At 62.7% G+C, this 21370-nt stretch carries 16 protein-coding genes; 6 read left to right on the top strand and 10 right to left on the bottom strand.

All coding sequences use genetic code 11. The features are described 5' to 3' along the window. Positions 1-280: 280 nt before the first annotated feature. Entirely contained in the window at positions 281-1573 is a 1293-nt protein-coding gene (locus CPA56_RS05345) for a hemolysin family protein (protein WP_182041008.1), read from the bottom strand. 78 nt (positions 1574-1651) lie between these two features. Continuing rightward, on the bottom strand, positions 1652-2860 hold the full coding sequence (gene hpnH / locus CPA56_RS05340) for an adenosyl-hopene transferase HpnH (protein ID WP_182041007.1): 1209 nt from the start codon (positions 2858-2860) through the stop codon (positions 1652-1654). Positions 2861-3215: 355 nt separating this feature from the next. On the opposite strand from hpnH, the gene CPA56_RS05335 reads away from it, so the two are divergent. From CPA56_RS05335 to hpnK, 4 genes are all read left to right on the top strand, one after another. Next, a complete protein-coding gene (locus tag CPA56_RS05335) occupies positions 3216-3875 on the top strand; it encodes an ABC transporter substrate-binding protein (RefSeq protein WP_229707436.1) in 660 nt (219 codons plus the stop codon). 159 nt (positions 3876-4034) lie between these two features. Next, the gene (gene hpnI / locus CPA56_RS05330) at positions 4035-5219 is read left to right on the top strand and encodes a bacteriohopanetetrol glucosamine biosynthesis glycosyltransferase HpnI (RefSeq protein ID WP_182041005.1); all 1185 of its coding nucleotides are present in this window, start codon (positions 4035-4037) and stop codon (positions 5217-5219) included. A gap of 83 nt (positions 5220-5302) precedes the next feature. Beyond that, positions 5303-6727 carry a hopanoid biosynthesis associated radical SAM protein HpnJ gene (gene hpnJ, locus CPA56_RS05325; protein WP_182041004.1) on the top strand — a complete coding sequence of 475 codons (1425 nt, stop codon included), beginning with the start codon at positions 5303-5305 and terminating at the stop codon, positions 6725-6727. A gap of 166 nt (positions 6728-6893) precedes the next feature. Beyond that, on the top strand, positions 6894-7730 hold the full coding sequence (gene hpnK / locus CPA56_RS05320; RefSeq protein WP_182041003.1) for a hopanoid biosynthesis-associated protein HpnK: 837 nt from the start codon (positions 6894-6896) through the stop codon (positions 7728-7730). Positions 7731-7820: 90 nt separating this feature from the next. On the opposite strand, the gene CPA56_RS05315 is transcribed toward hpnK, so the two are convergent. Continuing rightward, positions 7821-8801 (bottom strand): adenosine kinase, encoded by a 981-nt coding sequence (locus CPA56_RS05315; protein WP_182041002.1) that lies wholly within the window; start codon positions 8799-8801, stop codon positions 7821-7823. Between the two features lie 297 nt (positions 8802-9098). On the opposite strand from CPA56_RS05315, the gene CPA56_RS05310 reads away from it, so the two are divergent. Further along, on the top strand, positions 9099-9599 hold the full coding sequence (locus tag CPA56_RS05310) for a bactofilin family protein (RefSeq protein ID WP_182041001.1): 501 nt from the start codon (positions 9099-9101) through the stop codon (positions 9597-9599). Positions 9600-9686: 87 nt separating this feature from the next. Here CPA56_RS05310 and CPA56_RS05305 read toward each other — a convergent pair whose 3' ends face one another. The 6 genes from CPA56_RS05305 to tsaE form a co-directional block, all read right to left on the bottom strand. Beyond that, positions 9687-10394: a GcrA family cell cycle regulator gene (locus tag CPA56_RS05305; RefSeq protein ID WP_182041000.1), complete on the bottom strand. Its 708-nt coding sequence runs from the start codon at positions 10392-10394 to the stop codon at positions 9687-9689. A gap of 153 nt (positions 10395-10547) precedes the next feature. After that, complete coding sequence (rnd, locus tag CPA56_RS05300; RefSeq protein WP_182040999.1) at positions 10548-11738, bottom strand: ribonuclease D; 1191 nt, start codon at positions 11736-11738, stop codon at positions 10548-10550. Positions 11739-11872: 134 nt separating this feature from the next. Next, on the bottom strand, positions 11873-12202 hold the full coding sequence (gene trxA / locus CPA56_RS05295) for a thioredoxin TrxA (RefSeq protein WP_182040998.1): 330 nt from the start codon (positions 12200-12202) through the stop codon (positions 11873-11875). A gap of 256 nt (positions 12203-12458) precedes the next feature. Next, on the bottom strand, positions 12459-16133 hold the full coding sequence (gene addA / locus CPA56_RS05290; protein WP_182040997.1) for a double-strand break repair helicase AddA: 3675 nt from the start codon (positions 16131-16133) through the stop codon (positions 12459-12461). Next, positions 16130-19204 carry a double-strand break repair protein AddB gene (gene addB / locus CPA56_RS05285; protein WP_182040996.1) on the bottom strand — a complete coding sequence of 1025 codons (3075 nt, stop codon included), beginning with the start codon at positions 19202-19204 and terminating at the stop codon, positions 16130-16132. The genes addA and addB overlap by 4 nt, the downstream gene beginning before the upstream one ends. Continuing rightward, positions 19204-19674 carry a tRNA (adenosine(37)-N6)-threonylcarbamoyltransferase complex ATPase subunit type 1 TsaE gene (tsaE, locus tag CPA56_RS05280; protein WP_182040995.1) on the bottom strand — a complete coding sequence of 157 codons (471 nt, stop codon included), beginning with the start codon at positions 19672-19674 and terminating at the stop codon, positions 19204-19206. The genes addB and tsaE overlap by 1 nt, the downstream gene beginning before the upstream one ends. Before the next feature lie 157 nt (positions 19675-19831). Between tsaE and CPA56_RS05275 the strand changes: the two genes are divergently transcribed. Further along, complete coding sequence (locus tag CPA56_RS05275) at positions 19832-20860, top strand: NAD(P)/FAD-dependent oxidoreductase (protein WP_182040994.1); 1029 nt, start codon at positions 19832-19834, stop codon at positions 20858-20860. An 81-nt stretch (positions 20861-20941) separates the two neighbouring features. Here CPA56_RS05275 and CPA56_RS05270 read toward each other — a convergent pair whose 3' ends face one another. Further along, positions 20942-21235: a putative quinol monooxygenase gene (locus tag CPA56_RS05270; RefSeq protein WP_043558466.1), complete on the bottom strand. Its 294-nt coding sequence runs from the start codon at positions 21233-21235 to the stop codon at positions 20942-20944. Positions 21236-21370 lie beyond the last annotated feature (135 nt).

The following is a 21370-nucleotide window of genomic DNA, read 5'->3' as shown; positions in this document are numbered from 1 at the left end:
CAACTCCTTCTCACACTGCCTCCCCCACCTCACCGTTCCACCACGACACGGTCCAGAGAAGGTGGCGTCACGGTTTATATCGACCCCACCAGAAAAGGCCAAGACGTAAATCACGTTTTTTTGACGGATATTCTCCCTACGGGAACTGATATTAGGAATTTTCTTATGAAGTCATCATATGGACTATTATTTGCCCAGAAATTCCACTATCCGTTTACATAAAGTCTACTGTCTGTTTATTGAGATTTAATCTGGCTCTTCCCTTGCGGGGACCGCCTCGTCAGTTCTTCGCCAGAGCCCAGCGGCTGACACGCACCCGCAGGACACGGCGGCGTTCCATCTCCAGCACCTCAAAAAGCCACCCTGAATAGACGACCTTGTCCCCCTTGGCAGGCACACGACGCAGGAGAGCCATCAGGGCACCACCCAGCGTATGGTAGCGGCCATCCTCCGGCGGAGCGGTGATGTCCAGACGGGCACAGACCTCATCAACGGGCATGGTGCCATCCAGGATGTATTCTTCCTTCCCGTCAGCCTCCTTGCCCCTCTGGGTGGAGACATCCAGGGCCTCATCCCCGATGAGGGCCTCGAACACGTCTGACGGCGTCACGATCCCTTCGAACGAGCCATACTCGTCAAAAACGAACACGATGCCCAGAGAAATGCCCTTGAGCCGCTCGATCATGCCCTGTGCCGTCAGGCTGTCCGGAATGGCAGGCGGAGTACGCAGGACGGCATCGACAGAAAGCGGCAGCCCCAGAAGCAGCCTGTCCATCACGTCCTTGGCCAGCATGACACCGACAGGATGATCCACGTCCCCGTCACAGACGACGATGCGCCCGTAGGATGACTGCCGCAGCTTTCTGGCGAGCGTTTCCTCGTCGGCGTTACGGTCAATCCAGAACAGTTCATTACGAGGGGTCATGATGGCCCGGACGGGCCGGTCTGCCAGACGCAGCAGACGCTCGATGATCGCCCGTTCCTCCGTCTCCAGAATGCCTGCCTGCATGCCTTCCTGAAGGACCGCCTTCAGCTCCTCCTCGGTCACGGTCGCCCGTGGCAGGGAACCAATGCCTATCAGGCGCAGCACGAGGTCTGATGTCCGGCTGAGCAGCCAGACGACCGGCCTCGTGCACCAAGCCAGCACCAGAAGGGCCGAGGAGAGACGGATGGCAATGGTTTCCGGCCGACGGAGGGCAATCTGCTTGGGAACCAGCTCACCAAAGACCAGCATGGCGAACGTGATCGACGCCACGACGATGATGATGGAAAGCTCACCCGCAAAGGGCTGGAGGACGGCCCAACGCTCTATGAAATGCCGGACGGCCTCCTCTATCCGGCTGCCACCAAACGCACCTTCCAGAATGGAGACAAGCGTCATGCCGATCTGTACGGTGGGCAGAAAATTCTGGGGGTTCTCGGCCAGTCTCAGCGCGCGCTCGGCCCCGGCCACCTTCTTCTGTGCCAGATTGGCCAGCCGGGCACGCTTGGCGGAAATGAGGGCCAGTTCCCCCGTGGCAAAGACGCCATTGAGGAAAATGAGCAGAACGATCGTCAGAACGGAAATCATCATGAAACCCATCCTGCCCTGATATGTTCCGCTCCACAAGAAGGGGCAGAACTCTCAGGGCAGACGGTAAGAGCCGCCCCTTTACTTGGCAGCGGACACGGCCGGACCTTCAGCCTCGGCACGGCCATTGATGCGCACGCGCGGCCCACGGGCCGGCTTGCTGCCGCCACGCTTGGCCTCTTCACCCTCGATGCGCTGAAGCTGGCGGGCGACCTCGTCGTCATAGCCATAGGAGGCCGGACGCTGGTTGGTCAGGGAGATCTCCGGAGCCATCGGCTTCTCCGTCTCCGGCCCCTGGAGGGCGACCTTGATGAAATGCAGGGGACGACGGACCGCATCCATCACGGCCGTCGACTCATAGCCGGAATGAACCATGCAGTCGGCGCACTTCTCATAGGCACCCGTACCGTACTGCTCCCAGGCCGTGTCGTCCATCAGCTCCTTGAAGGTCTTGGCATAGCCTTCGCCCAGCAGGTAGCAGGGACGCTGCCAGCCAAACACGGTCCGCAGCGGCTTGCCCCACGGCGTGCAGTGATAGGTCTCGTTCCCTGCCAGGAAGTTCAGGAACAGCGGGGACTGCGTGAACCGCCATTTATGGCCCTTGCCAAGGCGGAAGATGTCACGGAACAGCGTCTTGGTCTTCTGGCGGTTCAGGAAGTGTTCCTGATCCGGCGCACGCTCATAGGCGTAACCCGGAGCCGTCATCACGCCATCAACGCCCAGCTTCATGACCTCATCAAAGAAAGCGGCCACACGTTCGGGCTTCACACCATCGAAGAGGGTGCAGTTGATGGAGACACGGAAGCCCTTGGACTTGGCAAGCTTGATGGCCTTGACCGCCCGCTCGTACACGCCCTCCTGACAGACGGACGAATCATGCATCTGCTGGTCACCATCCAGATGCACGTCCCATGAGAAGAAAGGAGACGGCTTGTAGTCGTCGATCTTCTTCTCCAGCAGCAGGGCGTTGGTGCAGAGATACACATACTTCTTGCGGGCCACCAGCCCCTCGATGATCTGCGGCATCTCCTTGTGGAGCAGCGGCTCACCACCAGCCACGGCGATCACGGGTGCCCCGGCCTCGGTATCGGCATCCATGCATTCCTGGTAGCTCATGCGCTGGTTGAGAATCTTCGCTGGGTAATCGATCTTGCCACAACCCGCGCAAGCCAGATTGCAGCGGAACAGCGGCTCAAGCATCAGTACCAGCGGGTAACGCTTACGCCCGGTAAGGTGCTGCTTGAGAACGTACCGTCCAACTCGGACAGCCTGCATCAATGGTACGGCCATTATAATCCTCTGATAATTCTCCATCGGGGCTGCACACGGTATCAGAACACCCGTGCCCGGCCTGTGGACTCCCCCACCAGACCGGGACCTGCCACGAAACCTGCCCGGTTCCTTCGCAGAAGCAGCACGTAAATGCAAGCTCAGCGGGACCCTGCCAACCGCCGATGCAGAAACCCCAACGCCACTGGATCTGCTATACCCTCTCCAGACTCGTTCATTCAACGATAATGCGCTATGGTACCCCGCCGACTGTAACATATTCATCACAGTCGGTCGGCGTCCTGCCGGGGTCTCTCTCGCAAAAAGCCTCGTGGCCTCTTGCATAAACAGGCACATAGGAGGAAAGAGCATGCATATGAAACGTTGTCTTATGTCTTCCATTGGTATGATGGCCCTGCTGGCAGGGGCCCTTGCCATCACCGGCCACCACCCCGCACAGGCAGCAGGCCGTGCTGCGGTGGCTCCGTCATCCGTGGCTGCCTCCACACCGCAGGCTCCGATTGCGGGGCTGTACAAGGCACTGGAGCAGTCAGAACATTCCGAGGCCGGCATCGGCCAGCGCAGTGCGATGATCGCCCCGATGGTCAACCGGGCCTTCGACATGGATGCCATCCTGAAACGTTCCATCGGGCTGCATTACGACCAGCTCTCGGCTGACGAGCGCAGCACGCTCATCGCCGCCTTCAGGCGTTTCACCGTGGCCCGCTATGCGTCCACCTTCAAGCCGGGCACGGATGCCGTCTTCACCATATCACGGAGCACGGTGGAGGATGGCCGCACCATCGTCCACACGACCCTCGGCAACAAGAATGATCCCGCCGAGTCCGCCACGGCCATCGATTACGTGATGGTCCAGGCGCCGGACGGATGGCGCATCGCCGACATCCTGCTGGACGGACACATCAGCCAGGTGGCCGCCCAGCGGTCCGACTTCAAGTCCATCTTCAGCCAGAGCGGTGCCAGCGGTCTCGCCCGCACGCTGACGAAAAAAGCGGACGACTTCCTGCACGAATGACGTCCGCATGGCTGTTTCCCTTTCCGCCTTTCCCGCCATCGCTCCTGCCGCCCCCATCGTGAGGTCGACAGGACAGCCGGGAAGCCGGACACGCCCCGCAGGGCGGAAAGGGACAGCCTGCCTCCCCCGTCCACACCCTCCCGACGAGTACTCAAGCTGATGCCTTCACTGCTTGCGCTTGCGTCTGCCGTGAGCGGCGCATTCTCACTGGCCGGACATGTGCAGGGAGCCATCGGTACCTTCCTGCTGGACCGCTTCTGCCGCCATGTCCAGGTTCCCGGTGATCCCGGCCCTTCATCCGACACGCCCCCCCGCCACGGCACCCTGCCGGGCGTGACCATCATGAAGCCCCTCCACGGGGACGAACCGCTGCTTGAGGAAGCCCTGGACAGCTTTTTCCAGCAGGATTATCCCGGCCCCTGCCAGATCGTCTTTGGCGTGCAGGATGAGGGCGACCCGGCCCTGTCCGTCATCCGGACCGTCCGGCAACGCCACCCCGACCGGGATGTCGCCGTCATCATCAACCCGACCCAGCACGGCCCGAACCGCAAGGTTGGCAATCTCATCAACATGTATCCGGCCTGCCGACATGACATCCTGATCATTTCTGACTCCGACATCCATGTCAGCACGGATTACGTCAGCAGCATCGTCAGTGCCCTGCGGCAGGACGACGTGCAGCTCGTCACGACCCTGTATGCCGGTCTTCCCGCAAGCGGCAGCCTCATCCGCCGGCTGGGGGCCTGCAGCATCAACACCAACTTCCTCCCAGGTGTCATGATGTCCCGCCTGATGGGGCGGGAGGACTGTCTGGGAGCCACCATGGCCCTTAGACGGCAGCATCTGGAAGAGATCGGCGGGCTGGACGTCCTCGTCCGGCATGTGGCGGATGATGCCATGCTGGGGCAGCTCATCCGGCAGAATGGCGGAAAGATCGCCCTGGCTCCCACCATCTGCCAGACCACCGTGGCGGAAACCGGCCTGAAGGACCTGTTCAGCCACGAGCTGCGCTGGGGCCGGACCGTCCGCAGTGTGGAGCCTGTCGGCTATGGCCTGTCCGCCCTTCAGCTGCCCCTGTTCTGGGGCAGTCTCTGTGTCCTTTTTGCACCATCCCGCCTTTTTTCCTGGGCCATGCTGGCCACAGGGCTGCTATGCCGCAGTGCCATGACCCGTCATGCCGGGCGGCTGACAAACTGCCCCATGCCCGGTCTTTTCCCGTTCCTCATCTTCCGGGACTGGATGTCCATGTCCGTCATGCTGGGCAGTGCCTGTGGCACCCGTGTCACCTGGCGGGGGCAGTCACTACATATCTCCCGTGGCAAAAAACTTTCGAAGTCCCTATAAGAAACCCAACTAGCCTTGCGCCCTTCTTTCCCCGTCAACGATACCGGCGTTGACTGGCCCGATATTATCAGGAGTGTCCGTTCATGTTGAGAACACTGTTTCTGCAGCCCCCATCTTTCGATGGTTTTGATGGTGGTGCTGGCTCACGCTACCAGGCCAAGCGGGAGATCCGCTCCTTCTGGTATCCCACGTGGCTGGCCCAGCCTGCAGCGATGGTGCCCGGATCACGCCTGATTGATGCCCCTCCGGCCAAGATGGGCATGGGACCTATCCTTGAGGACGTGAAGAATCGTGATCTGGTGATCATGCACACTTCCACCCCGTCCTTCCCGTCTGATGTCCGTGTGGCCAAGATGCTGAAGGAAACCAACCCGAAGCTGAAGATCGGGATGGTCGGAGCCAAGGTGGCCGTCCAGCCGGATGAAAGCCTTGCCCAGGGCAGCCCGATCGACTTCGTGGCCCGCAACGAGTTCGACTTCACCATCAAGGAGATTGCCGAAGGCAAGCCTCTGGCCGAGGTGGACGGCATCACATGGCGCAACGAGAACGGTGAGATCATCACCAACAAGGACCGCGCCATGATCGAGGACATGGACAGCCTGCCCTTCGTGACGGAAGTGTACAAGCGTGACCTGAAGATCGAAGATTACTTCATCGGCTATCTGAAGCACCCTTACATCTCCATCTACACGGGCCGTGGCTGCAAGTCCCGCTGCACCTTCTGCCTGTGGCCTCAGACGGTAGGTGGCCACCGCTACCGCACACGCAGCCCGGAGCATGTGGCGGCCGAGATCAAGCTCGCCATGAAATACTTCCCGCAGGTGAAAGAGTTCTTCTTTGACGATGACACCTTCACCGACGACCTGCCCCGTGCGGAGGCCATCGCACGGGAGCTTGGCAAGCTGGGCGTGACATGGTCCTGCAACGCCAAGGCCAACGTCCCTTACGACACGCTGAAGATCCTTCGTGACAATGGCCTGCGTCTGCTTCTCGTCGGGTATGAGAGCGGCAACCAGCAGATCCTGCACAACATCAAGAAGGGCATGCGCATCGAGACGGCCCGTGAATTCACCAAGAACTGCCACAAGCTGGGCATCAAGATTCACGGCACCTTCATCGTCGGTCTGCCGGGTGAGACGAAAGAAACCATCCGTGAGACCATCGAGTACGCCAAGGAGATCAACCCGCACACCATGCAGGTCTCCCTGGCCGCTCCCTATCCGGGCACCTTCCTGCACAAGCAGGCCTCCGAAAATGGCTGGCTGAACGAGGACGAGGCCGAGCTGATCGACGAGAACGGCGTGCAGATCGCCCCGCTGCATTATCCGCATCTCTCCCATACGGAGATCTTCAAGAGCGTGGAGACCTTCTACAAGGAATTCTACTTCCGCCCGTCCAAGATTTTCGCCATCGTCAAGGAAATGGCCACGGACCCGCAGATGCTCAAACGTCGCCTGCGTGAAGGCGTGGAGTTCTTCCAGTTCCTCCGTCAGCGTCATTCATCCTGACACGGACCTGAAACGACTGAACAGGGAAAAGGCGGCCTCATGCGGGACCGCCTTTTTTCATGACCTGCCCTGAATTCACATGAAGGCCGGATTGAGGCATCATGCGGGACAGCCGCCGCACGTGACGGCCGTTCCGTTTCCTCACCTTCCCCCTGCGAGCCAGACCATGACAGTTTCCTCCCCCCGCCGTGTCATTTTCTCCGCTGATGATTTCGGCATGAGCGTGGAAGTCAATGAAGCCATTGAAGAAGCCCACCGGAAAGGCCTTCTCAGCACCGCCAGCCTCATGGTGGCCGCACCGGCCTTCGAGGATGCCCTGAGACGGGCGAAGCGTATGCCCGACCTGCGGCTGGGCCTGCATCTGGTCGTCATCGAGGGGGATTCCCTGCTTCATCTGCCTGTCATCACGGACCGTCAGGGCTGGTTTGGCAGCAACCAGCTCAAGCTGGGCTTCCAGTATTTCTTTTCCCCCGTCACACGCTCGGCCCTGAAAAAAGAAATCCATGCCCAGTTCCAGCAGTTTTCCCGCATGGGTTTTCCGCTGGACCATGCCAATGCCCACAAGCACATGCACCTGCACCCGACCATCGGGCACATGATGATCCAGACCGGCAGGGCCTACGGACTGAAGGCGGTCCGCACCCCCATGGAACCCGCCGCCCCTCTGGGAGAAACACCGGCCCTCGGCGATCAGGCCCTAGAACGATGGACCCGTGTCCTGCGCCATCAGATCCGCAGGGCGGGCCTGAAAACCAACGACTCCTGCTTCGGCCTGCGCTGGTCCGGCCAGATGACACCGGACCGCATCCACCGGCTCATCCCGCAGCTGCCCCCCGGTGTCAGCGAAATCTATTTTCATCCTGCCAAGGGACAGAACAGCCAGATGGCCGCCCTCATGCCCGGCTACCAGCCGGAACAGGAACTGGCCACGCTACTGAGTCCCACGACAAAAGACCTGCTGGCCGCCAACAACATACAGACCACGACATGGGATGCCCTCTGAAACACCCCCGTACATGACAGATTCATGTCATGAAAAAAGGCCAGCTCCACTCAGGATGAAGCTGGCCTTTCTCTCATCATGAGACCATCATCAGGCCTTCAGGGAGAAACCTTCATCCGGACGCCCCCCAAGACGGGCGATGACATGACCGGCCGCCCTGTTCCCCAGGGTGGCGCAGTCCACCAGAGACCTCTTCCGGCCATATCCGGCAAGGAAACCTGCCGCAAAGGCGTCACCGGCTCCCGTCGTGTCCACCACCTTCACAGGCTCGGTCGGCACTTCATGACGGGTTTCACCGGCCTGGACAACCGCTCCCTTCTCCCCACGGGTCACGACCCCAAGGGCAACATCAGCGGACAGGGCCTTCAGGGCCTCATCAAGGTTTTCCGTCTCATACAGGGCCAGAATCTCACCTTCATTGGCAAAGAGAATGTCCACCGATTCCGCAACAAAGGAACGGAAGGCCTTCTGATGACGCTGGATGCAGAAACTGTCGGACAGTGTCAGTGACACCTGCCGCCCGGCCTCATGCGCCAGCCTTGCAGCCCGGTAGAAGGCCTCCTGAGCCTGCGGGCGGTCAAACAGATAGCCTTCCAGATAGGTGATGGCGGCTCCCGCCGCCACGTTCTCCACCACGTCCTCAGGAGCAAATTCCACACAGGCCCCAAGATAGGTGAACATGGTCCTCTGCCCGTCCGGCGTGATGAGCACGATACAGCGTGCCGTGGGGACATCCCCTGCCAGCGGAGCGGAAGGATAGGCAATCCCCTGCTTCTTCATGTCCGCCGTGAAGTCCTCACCAGCCCTGTCAGCCGCCACCTTGCCCAGATAGGCCGTCCTCGCCCCCATACGGGCCGCCACGACCGCACTGTTGGCCGCCGAGCCGCCCCCGGCGACCTGCTCGACACGGATACGCCGTTCGATCTGCGCCATCTTTGGCGCATCGATCAGGGTCATGCTGCCCGGAGCGGCCCCAAGCTCGGCCAGCAGCTCGGCACTGACAGTGGCCAGAACATCCACGATGGCATTCCCGACAAAAAGGAGATCATATTCTGGAGCGGTAGAAGACATGAGACACTAACTTCCATTCATTTTCAGGCAATCTGTCTCCACCATAACGTGCACGGCAGGCAGATCAATCCATCTTTACAGCGTCCGGCCCGCCCCTTACATCCTTCATGCCAGCCCCCGCAGCATTGACAGTCCATGGAAAAGCACCCTTACTGGAACAGCCCTTCTAGCCAATGTCACGTCTTGGCTCTATTTTAGGCCCAGACCTTCTGCTGAAGCAGGACAGCCACATGTCCTGATGGACAGAATCAGAGTCTCCGTTCAGCGTCACCCTAACCGCCTGACCAAAAGGAAATCATGTCTTTACCTACCCCTCCCTCCCCCATGCCCGGTTCTGCCCCCCGTCAGCGCGCTTCCTCCAGCCGCTTCAGCGGTCAGGACAATGGCGGCTACACCGACAACGCCCGTACGCTCGTCGTCCATAGTGGCATCACCATCCGTGGTGCGATCGAGAACATCGAACGCCTGATCATTGAGGGAACGGTCGAGGTGGAACACCTGACCGCCAAGGAGCTTCTGATCGCCTCCGAAGGCGTGTTCCGTGGCGTGGCCGAAACGGGAACCGCCGAGATCGCCGGTACGATGGAAGGGGAGCTGACCGTCCGCAACACGCTCGTCATCAGGGCCAGCGGACGCCTGATTGGTGATGCCGAATGCCGCCGCCTCCAGGTGGAAGAAGGCGGACAGGTCACCGGCAAGATGGGGATGATCACGTCTCCTCTGCCCGGTACGAAGGAACATGCCCACGTGCATGCCCATGAAGCCGCCGACACGGCAACGGGTGACGGCAAGGCCTGAAACCAGTCCCCATGAAAGCAGAAAAGCTGCCACTCCTTGCGGAATGGCAGCTTTTTTCATGCCCCATGATGACCTGACACGACCGGGTCAGTGCCGACGGTCACGAATCTTCACATAGGCAATGGCCGCATGTTCCGCACAGTACGGTTTGCCAGAAAGCGGAGACGCTCCACAGAAATGGAAATCCGGCGTACCGGGATCACCGATCGGCCACTGGCAGGTCGGTCCCTGCCGGGACGGACGATCCAGCGTGTCGCGCACACGCCGGGGCGGAGCCACCTTGCGCTGTGACGCAGGAGCGGCCGGACGACGGGCGGACACCAGATCGGCCTCGTCATCCACGTCCACGTCATCGGCAGCCTTCCTGGATGGTGCGTCCTTTACGGCTCCTCCCGTTTTTGCCGCAGTCCCGGCCGCTTTCGCTCTGGCCGGCTTCTCCACCTTCTCGGCCGCCGCCTTGGCCCGGGCCGTTCCGGCAGCTTTCTTCTCAGTCGGCGGGGCCGCTGTCTTCTGCCCGGCAGCGGCAGGCGGCTCGGCCTTCACACCATCCTCGGCGGGTGCTTCCTCGGCCTTCCGGGTACGGGACGTACGGGAACGGGCAGGCTTGCCGGAAGCCGCACCCTCCGCAGCCGCCTTGTTGCGGATGGGTGACGGACGGGGCGGCAGCCCCAGACGATGAGCCTTACCGACAACCGCATTTTTCGTAATAGAAAGCTGACGGCCAATCTCCGCCGTCGAAAGACCCTGCTCCCACAGTTCCTTAAGCCGTGCGATCAGCTCATCTGTCCATTCCATAGCCATCCACGTTTTCTCCACTCATTTCCACGGCACGTCATCATGGCGATCCTGCATCATCTCTAGCAGAAACCGGACCGACCCAAAACAGGTCCTCTTTCTCCATCCGACGTGCAGCCCATCAGGCTGGTACGGACATCAGGCCAGAAAACCTCAGCTCCTGTCCACTACCTGCAACTGTCCCCCGCTGACAAACAGGACTTTCTCACCCCGGAGCAGGGCCTGGGCCTCCTGCCCAAAAAGCTCGGCCCGCCAGCCCCTGAGAACAGGCAGGTCCGTTTCTCCCTGCGCCAGTCGTTCCAGCTCGTCGGATGACGCCACCAGCCGGGCCGCCACACGCCCCTCCTCACTCCGTGCCGTGAGAAGGACCTTGAGCAGGGCCAGCACACCGGAAGGAGCCTTGGGGCGTTCCATCCGGCGTCTGGCGGGAGGTTCCGGCCGTTCATTCTCCGGGCACTGCTCCCCACGCTGCACGGCGGCCAGAAGGCCACGGCCCAGCTCACTTCTGGAAAAATCCCCCGTGACACCACGAATGCGGGCCAGAGACCCGGCATCATGCGGGCGGGCCACGGCAACCTCCATGAGGCTCTCATCCCGGATGATGCGCTGGCGGGGCATGTCCTCCTGCTGGGCGGCCTCCTCCCGCCAGGCTGCCACCTCCCGCAGCACGGCCAGAACCTTGCGGTTGTTCGTCCGTGGCTTGAGCTTCACCCACAGCCCCCTGGGGTCAGGCCGGAACAGGCTGACCTCACCCAGGGCCGCCAGCTCATCCTTCACCCAGGAGAGCCGCCCCTGCTCTTCCAGCTGCCGGGTCAGTTTCCCATAGATGACCCGCAGATGGGTCACGTCCGCACTCGCATAGGCAATCTGCGCCTTCGAGAGCGGACGGGCCGCCCAGTCACTGAAACGGTGCGACTTGTCTATGGCCTGTCCCGTCATGGCCGAGACAAGGCTGTCATATCCCACCTGCTCCCCGAAACCGGCCACCATGGCCGCCACCTGCGTGTCAAACACGTTGACCGGCAGCGTGTCGAACAGATGAAGGAAAATCTCGAGGTCCTGCCGGGCCGCATGGAAGACCTTCACGCAGTCCGGCTCCGCCAGCAGGGCCGCAAGCGGTGAAAGATCGATCCCCGGCGCACAGGCATCAATCAGGGCCACATCCTCCATGCCGCCAAGCTGGACAAGGCAGAGACGGGGCCAGTACGTCTTTTCCCGCACGAACTCCGTATCGACCGTCACGAAAGGCTCGCGACGCAGCTTCTCACAGAGGGAGGCCACCCCGGCGGACGTGGTGATCAGAACGGGCGCAGGAAAATCGGATTTTTTTGACATGGCAGCCATCTTACACCGTCTGCCGGAGGCTGACCATCTCCCTCACGCACACCATACAGAAATGGCCCGACAGCGGGATGTTTTCCCACCATCGGGCCATGCCATCCGGATGCTCATCCGGCTGTGCAGGTTCCGACCCGGTCTCAGGCGATGTGAGCGTCCAGCCATGCCTTGAGCTGGCTCTTCGGCAGGGCACCCATCTGCTGGGCGACCGGCTTGCCATTCTTGAAAAGGATCATCGTCGGGATGCTGCGCACGCCAAACGTCGTCGGCGTTTCCGGATTGGAATCGATGTCCACCTTCGCCACCGTGACACGTCCCTTGTAATCCCGGCCGATCTCCTCCAGTGCCGGAGCGATCATGCGGCAGGGGCCGCACCACTCCGCCCAGAAATCCACCAGAACGAAATCCTCAGCCTTCAGGACGTCCGCCTCGAAGCTCTGGTCCGTTACCGCTACCGTATGTTCGCTCATGATATGGTCCTTCCCCTCACGAATTATGATCTTTCACCCTGATGTCTCTGCCATACATCACGAACAGTAGCCACCAGCCAGCCAGCAGTGCAGACCCCCATCAGGAGGGACTCTCCCACACCTTCCGCCATTGTGTACTCAGCAAGTCCTGTTAACTTTTGCAGACGACCCGCCCGGATGAGAAACAGGTATTATCGTCCTGAGTGACATGTTTTCTCTATAACAAACAGATGGTAACAGAGCGTTATCACACCCGTCACCCGGGCAGGATGACCTGTTCCTCCAGCAGGTCGGCAGGCAGTTCCGTCACGGCGGGACCATCCACCCAGACAAGAAAGCAGCGCACGGGGTGACCGGGATGCAGGCCCTGCATGACCCGCCTGTAGCTGGCCATCTGTTTCAGATAGGCTGGCGGGACACGGTCCGGCCGGGATGGAGACCGGCCCGTCTTGTAGTCACAGAGCCAGACCGTCTGCCCGTCGAAACGGAAACGGTCCACCTGCCCCAGCACGACCCGGCCCGTGCCGTCTCCCGGCTGGCCCAGCGTGCCGGATATGCCCTGCTCGGCCCGGCTTCCCGGCCCGAAAAGCGGGGCAAGGGCCTCCATCTCCACGACCGAGACGACATGCCCGGCCAGACTGGTGACCTCTTCCTCCGCAAGACCCGGCATGGTGTGCCGCAGCCAGGCCTCCGCCTTCCCCCGGCGTTCCGCAGCAGGCAGGTCCGGCAGGAACTGGAGAAGCCTGTGCACCAGCGTTCCACGTTCCATGGCATCCTGCCGACGGCTGGCAGGCTGCGGAACGACCAGCCCCTCCCTCACGATGTCCAGTGGAGACCGGGCGGCAGGGAGAGGACCATAGACGGCGGCTTCCGGTCGGCTCGGAGCCAGAGGACGGGCCAGAGCATCCTCACGGGGCGCAGGCTGTACCTGCCAGTCCGGAGCCTGTCCCATCCAGCCCGGCAGGTCCATCGTGACATGTGCGGGACCGGCCCGCCGGACGGAATCCGGAACGGCCGTGACGGGCATCTCCAGCACCAGCCTCTCCCCCTCCCAGTCTCCTTCAAAAGGAAGGGCCTGCACGCCTTCCAGACGTTCCATGCCAGCCTGGCAGTAGCCATACCAGCTTGAATCCCAGCTGCCGGTTCTGGGTTCCCAGCCACAGATGAGCAGCGCATCGCTGGCCCGTGTCAGGGCCACATAGAGGAGCCTGTTCCTCTCTTCCCGCTGACGGCCTCTGGCCCGGGCCAGCAGCTCTGCCGTCTGCTCCGTTCCCATCCTGACCTGCGGTATCCAGAGCGGTCCATGCAGTGCGTCTCCATCAGGTGCCGACCTGTCATCCTCCAGCTCCGTCCAGAGAAGACCGTCAGACCGGCCCGCCAGACTGGTCGTGTCGGGCAGGATGACCAGACGGGCCTGCAACCCCTTGGAACGGTGCACCGTCATGATGCTGACCGCATCGACCCCGGCCTCCACCTCACGCTGGCTCTCTACCGTGCTGGCCCGCAGCCAGTGCAGGAAGCCCTGAAGGGATGGTGGATGCTGGGTCTCATAGGTCAGGGCCGCCGTCAGGAGTTCATCCACCGGCTCGGCCGCCTCCGCACCAAGACGGGCCAGAAGACGGGCACGCCCCCCCTGCACGCCAAGGGCCTGCATGAGGATGTCATAAGGCGTGTCATAATCCACACGCCTGTAAAGGGCCCTGAGCCGCTCCCAGGCGTCCCGCCATTCGGGCCGTTCACCGTGCCGCCGTGCGAGAAGGCTCCAGAGGGGCGTTCCTTCCCGGCCAAGCTCCCGTCGCCGCCCGTCAGCCGTGGCCAGTGCCATGAGCGACTCATCGCTCAGCCCTCCAAGAGGCGATGTCAGCACGCTGGCGAGGCTGAGGTCATCCTGCGGCAGAAGAAGGGCATCACACAGCGTCATCAGGTCCTGCACGGCAGGCTGCTCCACCAGACCGCTGCTGATGAAGCTGGCCACCGGGACATCCCGGGCCTTCAGGGCACGGATCAGGGCCCGCAGGAAGGCTGAACGCTTGGGCACCAGAATCATCACATCCCCGGCCTTCAGCGGGGCCGTGCCGGGCTGAAGCGGCCTGCCCACCTGCTCCCGGATATGTCGGGCCAGCCCGTCTGCCAGACGCTGCTGGGCACTGCGCTGGTCCTCGTTCTTCTCCGGTGCCCGCCACGGATCGGCCACCTGTCCGGCAGAAGCGTCATCCGGTTCCCCTGCAGCTCCATCACGGTCGGAAGGCACCAGAGGCCACAGCTCGACACGCCCTCCACCACCGGAACGGGCGGACTGATGACTGAGCGGGCGGCGGTCTCCCTGTTCCCTCAGACCGTCCAGGGCCTCATTGCCCCCGGCCTTCTCATCATCAGCGAACACGGCATCCACAAATGTCAGAACCGGGGCCAGGGACCGGAACGACACGTTGAGTTTCGGCTCCTCCCAGAGCAGCCCTGCACTGTCCACACGACGGGCAAACTCCTGACGCCACATGTGGAACTGCTCCGGCTCCGCCCCCTGAAAGCTGTAGATGGACTGTTTGAAATCCCCCACGGCAAAGACGGTCCGGGGCCGGGGCGTCGCCTCCCGCACTCCTGCACCGGAGAAGAAATCCGCCGTGAGGGCACCGGCTATCTCCCACTGGAGGCCGGAATTGTCCTGCACCTCATCCAGCAGGAGATGGTCAATGCCGCCATCCAGCTTGTACAGGACCCAGGCCGCCCCCGGTTCCCGCAGGACCTCCCTCGTCCGGGCGATCAGGTCGTCATAATCGACGGCCCCACGATTCCGTTTCTCGTCGGCAAACCGCCCCATCACCGGCAGGGCCAGAGCCAGAAAGGCCGTGTTGATCTCCAGAAGACGCTGGGTACGGATGCGCTCCTGCATTTCCTGCTGGCGTCCGGCCTCGTCCAGCAGACGCTGCTCCAGCCCGGGAGCGGCCTTCCTGGCCCTGGCCCCCAGATGACGGCTCATGTTCCGGACCTCACCTTTCTGCGTGAACAGGAGAGAGGTCAGGAACACGTCATCCCGATCGGCCGGGTCCTGGGCCAGCCATGTCAGGAAGTGCCCGAACTGACCCTGCTTGCTTTCCGCCAGAAGCGGCATGGCGGCCCCGACTTCCTCCCGCCACAGCTCCTCATTCTCCAGCTGGCAGGCCTCCCGCTTCAGCTCTGCCGAGGACCGGGTTCCCGCTCCCAGCAGCCTCCGGTAGGCCTGCTCCACCTGACCCGGCCACATTGTCCACCGTTCCAGCAGGGGCTGGAGAAGGCCCGACCGGGCATTGAACTGCCCCAGCAGTCCCATCAGCCTGTCAAAGCCCGTCAGGGTCGCCAGCACCTGCACAGGGTCCTGATCCTGCGCCAGACTGTCCTCAAGGGCACGACGAAGGGCCATCTGGCTGTCCGCCTCCTCCATCAGGACAAAATGCGGGTCCAGAGCCGCCTCCAGCGGGAAACGCCGCAGAAGCGACTGGCAGAAGGCGTGAATGGTCTCGATCTGCAACCCGCCCGGCGCATCCAGCACCTTCAGGAACAGGCCACGGGCACGTTCCCGCGTGGCGGGCGTGTCAGGCACGTCCAGTGCGGTCAGGGCCTCACCCAGCTTTTCATCCGGCAGGGACACCCAGCGACCGAGATGGCTCTGCAGGCGATGGGCCATCTCGGCGGCAGCGGCCTTCGTATAGGTCAGACACAGGATGCGGGACGGGTCAGACCCTTCCAGCAGGACGGGCCGACCATCATCCCCGACCTGCTCCAATGGCAGCATGAGGCGGAGGAGCCGGTCGATCAGCAGCTTCGTCTTTCCCGACCCCGCCGAGGCCGAGACGAAGACGGAGGCCAGAGGATTCGAGGCCCGCTTCTGCGCCTGGTTGGCCTCATCAAGGGCCTTCTGATGATCAGCCTTTCCCTGTACCGAGAGCTGGGTCATTCCTTGTCATCTCCTGCCAGACGCCATTCCGCAACACGGGCGAGCTGGGTATAGTCACTGTAGCGGGCCTCCCTGCCCGCCCAGGGCTGGGACCGATAGGGTCGGGACGAATTGTCATAATCCATAAGGAGAGTCCGCAGCTGTTCAAGGGCCGGTCCGACAAGCTCGCCCAGCGTCACCTTCGCCCTGCTGGACGGGATGACCATCTCGTCCCCGGGCGTCTCGCCACCACTCAGCTTCCAGTAGGTCAGCGTTTCCGTTTCGGCAGCGGGCAGCCCCTCAAAGGCACCCTCGGCCAGAAGGGCGGCCTCCAGCACCAGCTGGGAGGCCCAGCCCTCCACTACGTCCCGGCTGCTGGGGGGCGTTCCCGTCTTGTAATCAAGGATGCGGCCTCTCGGATCCCGGCCCGGCTCCTCCCACAGGTCAATCCGGTCCGCACGGCCAGTGATGTGGAAATCACCACCCGGAAGGTCCCGCAACGTGTAATTCAGGGAAATCTCGGTATGGGAGTGGCAGGGCAGCCGCCCCACATGACGCCAGCTTTCCTGCTCCAGCACCCAGTCGGCAATGCGGTGCAGCCGGGGTCGCCACCAGCTGGACAGAGCCGGATTCACCAGAGCCTCATCCAGAGCGTCATCAAAATGACGGTGCAATATCCGGGAAGCATGAAGCGGCCATGTACCGGGATGCTCCCTGATCATGCGCTCCAGAGCCGTATGGACGATCCTGCCGTAATCAGCATGTTCGGCCCCTTCTTCCAGCGGTGACAGGGCTTTCAACCCCAGCACATGCCGGGCATAGATAGCGTAAGGGTCCAGCTTGAGCGTATCAAGCTGGGTGATGCTCAGCCTCCGGGGCCGCAGGGCCAGAGGAGGCCGGGGTTCCGGCGGAGAAACGGGTTTCGCTTCCCCGTCCGGCATGTCCAGCCTGACCTGCCATCCCAGAGCGGGATGCACGGGCAGCATGATCTGCCGCCCTTCCAGAAAGGCTGAAAGACGCATCAGCCACCGGGCCGGAACGGATGGTGCCCCCTCCCGCCGCTGGGCACTGGACAGGATGACATGCTCCGACGACAGGGCCGCCGCCACGAAATCATGCGCCTGTGCGCCAATCCGCCGTTCCGGTGACGGCAGGCCGACACGCTGGCGCATCGGGCGGCTCATCCACGGGCCGGACTCCGCTGCGGGAGGCCATATGCCTTCATTCAGCCCGCCCAGAATGACGGTATCAAAGGCCAAAAGACGGGCCTCCAGCACGCCATAAATGGAAATCCGGGGATGGGCAAGTTCCACACCCCCCTGATAACCCCGCAGCCCCGTCAGCGTCCTGCCAGCCATGCTGGCCGTCAGCAGCCCGTCCAGCACGTTCAGGGGCTGGGGAGGCAGATCACCCGTGTGACTCATGAGTTCCACGAAATGCCGGGACAGGGCACCACCATCCTCTCCCATCCAGAGCCGGGAGCCGGGTCGGGACTGGTCGGTGCCGTTACCCTCATCCGCCACCGCCGCCAGTGCCTCGGCCGTTTCCAACAGGGCTGCCAGAAGTTCCGGCACACGGGCTTCCGCTCCCAGATCAAGGAGGGGCCGGAAGGCTCCCTCCACACGATCGAGAAACGGTTCGAGACTTTCCGGGCTGTCCGGAGCATCGGCCTGTGCCCCGTTGTCCGTCCACTGCGCCTCCTGCAAAGCCCCGAGGGCACGACGCAGCCCGTCCAGCCCCGGCTGTGGAGCCGGGCCACGCAGCAGACGCCTCTCCAGCAGACGGGCACTGGCCCGGGCACGGCCGGGACTCATGCCCAGGGCCGACAACGGGTGCTTGAGAACGGACAGCAGCGCAACCGGGCTGAACCGGCCCGTCACGGCCTGAGCGATCAGCCGCAGGAACACGGCCGTGGGGGTACGGACCAGCGGCTCGCCCGCACTGTCATCGGCGTGAATGCCAAAACGCAGCAGCTCCGCCCGGACACGGTCGGCAAGCCCACGGTCCGGCGTCACAAGGGCACCCGACCGTCCCGGCTGGCTGGCCACGTCCCGCAGGATCAACGCAATGGCCTGCGCCTCCTGCTGCGAATCCGCTGCCGGAAGCAGGCTGATGCCTGAAGGCCGGACATCCCCCACCGGCTGGCCCCAGCGGGAAATGCCCGCCTCCGGCAGCATGACATGCCGGAAAAGCGTCTCCCGCTCCGGGCGCAGCGGCTCGCCCCACAGGGCGACATCCATCCGATCGACCCCAGCCCGGGACAGGAATTCATGAAACAGGGCCTGAGGATGGGTCGGGGGCAGCTGGTCCCACAGCTCATCCTCCATGTCACGGTCCAACCCCTGAAAGACCACCATGCCCTGCGGCAGGGCCGCCACGGCCTCCAGTGCCGTGGCCACACCGGCGGAGCCATCCACGAAGCCCACGGCCCAGAGCGGATAATCCGGCGGCATGTCCGCCCAGAGGCGGGCCTGCGCCTCGATCAACGCCACCTGCCGGGCCATGATGTTGCTGCGCTCCTCTTCCCGCAGGATCGCAGGCCATGCCTCCGTGACGATCCTGAGGAACTCCAGCGTCTTCTGCCAGTGCCCGGCAAAGTCATCGGCCACGGCTTTCGGCAGGGCCTCGTGCAGGTCCACGCCGTTCCGCTCGGCATCATCCATCAGCTCCGCCAGTGCCTGCGCCAGCGGCCAGACCCGGTCGATCGTGCCGCCGTCCCGCCCCGAAACGGTCGTGAAGAATGGAGCCGCCAGAATCAGCCGAGCCAGAATGGCCAGCCGGAAAACCGGTCCCACGGCGGGTGGCACGGCCTCATCCACCCTCATGGGGAACAGGCTCTGCTGTTCCACATCTCCCAGGGCCACGATGGCGGGCAGCAGGGCCGGGCGGCCATCCAGGACCCTCAGGAAGGCTTCCATGAGGGAACGGGCCACACGGCGGCCCGGCACCAGAATCATGCCGCTGTCACCACCGCCACGCCCGCCTGCGTCGGCCTCCACGCCCACACGGTCCAGCCAGTTCTGCACCACCGTGTCCAGAAACGGACAGGACGCCGGAATGGTGGAGATTCTGAGCGTACGTGCCTGCCCCATCAGCCTTTCCTCCCCTCAGAGAAGGCGGACAGGGAGGCCAGCCGCTCCTCCGGCCAGCCATGCAGGGTCACGATACGGTCCTGCTCGCCAGTCCCCTGCGCAAAGGTCAGATGCAGGGCCTCTTCCGGCAGAAGATCCTCGGCACGGTCCGGCCACTCCACCAGCATGATGCTCTCGCAGGCATCATCCCATGACAGTTCATACAGTTCATCCGGCCCGGAGAGCCGCCAGAGATCATAATGAAACACGGGTCCGATCTTCGTCTCGTAAGGCTGGACAAGGGCAAAGGTCGGGCTGGGCACCTCCAACCCTTCATCACCAGCCAGACTGCGGAGAAGCGCACGGGCAAACGTGCTTTTGCCCGCCCCCATCTCCCCCTGGAGGGCCAGGCAGTCCCCGGAACGCAGCAGACCCGCAAGATGACACGCCAGAGACACCGTCTGCTGAGGAGACGAAAGATACATTTTCATCAGAGAAGCCACCCCGCATCATGACCCTTGGACCTTCGCCAGCATGGTCCAGGCTGCCACAGGATACAAGACCGACAGCCCTGCACCTGTGGACTGGAAGGGCGTCATAAGAACAAATCTCTACTCCACAAGGAAAAAAATGCTTATGAATATCAGCATGACACATGCAGCTTCTTCCCACACGACAGATGTCGCCATCATTGGCGCAGGCCCCACGGCACTTTTTGCCGCCTTCGAATGCCGGATGTTACGCTTGGACTGCATCCTGACGGATGTTCTGGACAGTGTGGGCGGGCAATGTGCGGCCCTGTACCCGGAAAAACCGATCTACGACATTCCAGCCCATCCCTCCATCACCGGAGGCGACCTGATTGCCGCCCTTGAGGAGCAGATCGCTCCCTTCAACGTGCCCCGTCTTCTCGGCAGCCGGGTCAGCCATCTGGAAGGTGAGGCCGGGGCCTTCACCCTGAAGAATGAGCGTGGCGACACCATCCATGCCAAGGCCATCATCATCGCTGCCGGGGCTGGTGCCTTCGGGCCGAACCGCCCTCCGCTGGACGGGCTGGACGCCTATGAGCGCAGCGGGGCCGTGCAGTATTACGTGAAAAAACGGGCCGACTTCACCGGCAGGCGCATCGTCGTGGCCGGAGGTGGAGATTCTGCGCTGGACTGGGCCCTCTCCCTCTCCGACATTGCCGAAAAAGTCTATCTTGTCCACCGGCGGGACCGCTTCCGTGGGGCACCGGAGACACTGGCGCAGATCGAGGCAAAGATCACCGCCGGAGCCATCGAGAAGGTCGTTCCCTACCAGCTGCATGGCCTGAAGGGCGAAAGCGGCCAGCTGACCCATGTGGACCTCATCGCCATGGATGACACGGTCCGCTCTCTAGAAGCGGATGTGCTGCTGCCTTTCTACGGTCTCTCAACCGATCTTGGCCCGGTGGCCGCCTGGGGGCTGGAGACACAGCGCAGCACCATCCCCGTGAATCCCGCCACCATGCAGACCAGCCTGGAAGGCATCTTCGCCATTGGCGACGTGGCCCAGTATCCCGGCAAGATGAAGCTGATCCTGCAGGGCTTCTCGGAGGGAGCGGTGGCCGCCCATGCGGCCCATCATGTCGCCCATCCTGACAAAGCCCTGCGTTTTGAACATTCCACAAGCCGGGGCCAGCCGGGCACGCCCTGATACGGCTCCGTCATCCCCATGAAAAAAGCAGGTGCCCATGACGGGACACCTGCTTTTTTTCGTCTGTCGGGTGATCCCCGTTCAGGCAACGCCCTTCAGGAACACGACCCTGGAGGCACCACCTTCAACGAGGGTTTCGATGGCCTTGTTGAACACACGGCCATGCTCGGTCCCCATATGGGCCTTGAAGGCCGCCTCATCCCGGTAGCTTTCCTCGACATGGAACAGGTCCGGCTCATCTTCCAGCGTGTACACCACGAACCGCACGCAGCCCGGCTCGGCCCGCACGTTCTCGGCCAGAGCCGTCAGCAGGCTGGCCACCTTTTCCCGATGACCGGGCAGAGCTTTCATGGTGGCATAGAGACTCTTGGTCATGACATTTTCCCTTCTTCCCTTGTGAAGCCCCACCATCATGCCACAGGGAGGCAGACATCTGATACAGCCTGACATGGAAAAAGGCCGGAGCAGACGCCCCGGCCTTTTTCATGACCCAAAAACGGAAGCCCGAGC

It is taken from the genome of Bombella mellum (assembly GCF_014048465.1).
Lineage (GTDB): Bacteria > Pseudomonadota > Alphaproteobacteria > Acetobacterales > Acetobacteraceae > Bombella > Bombella mellum.
Note: the sequence above shows the minus strand (reverse complement) of the source record. Positions and strands in the feature narration are given on the sequence as shown.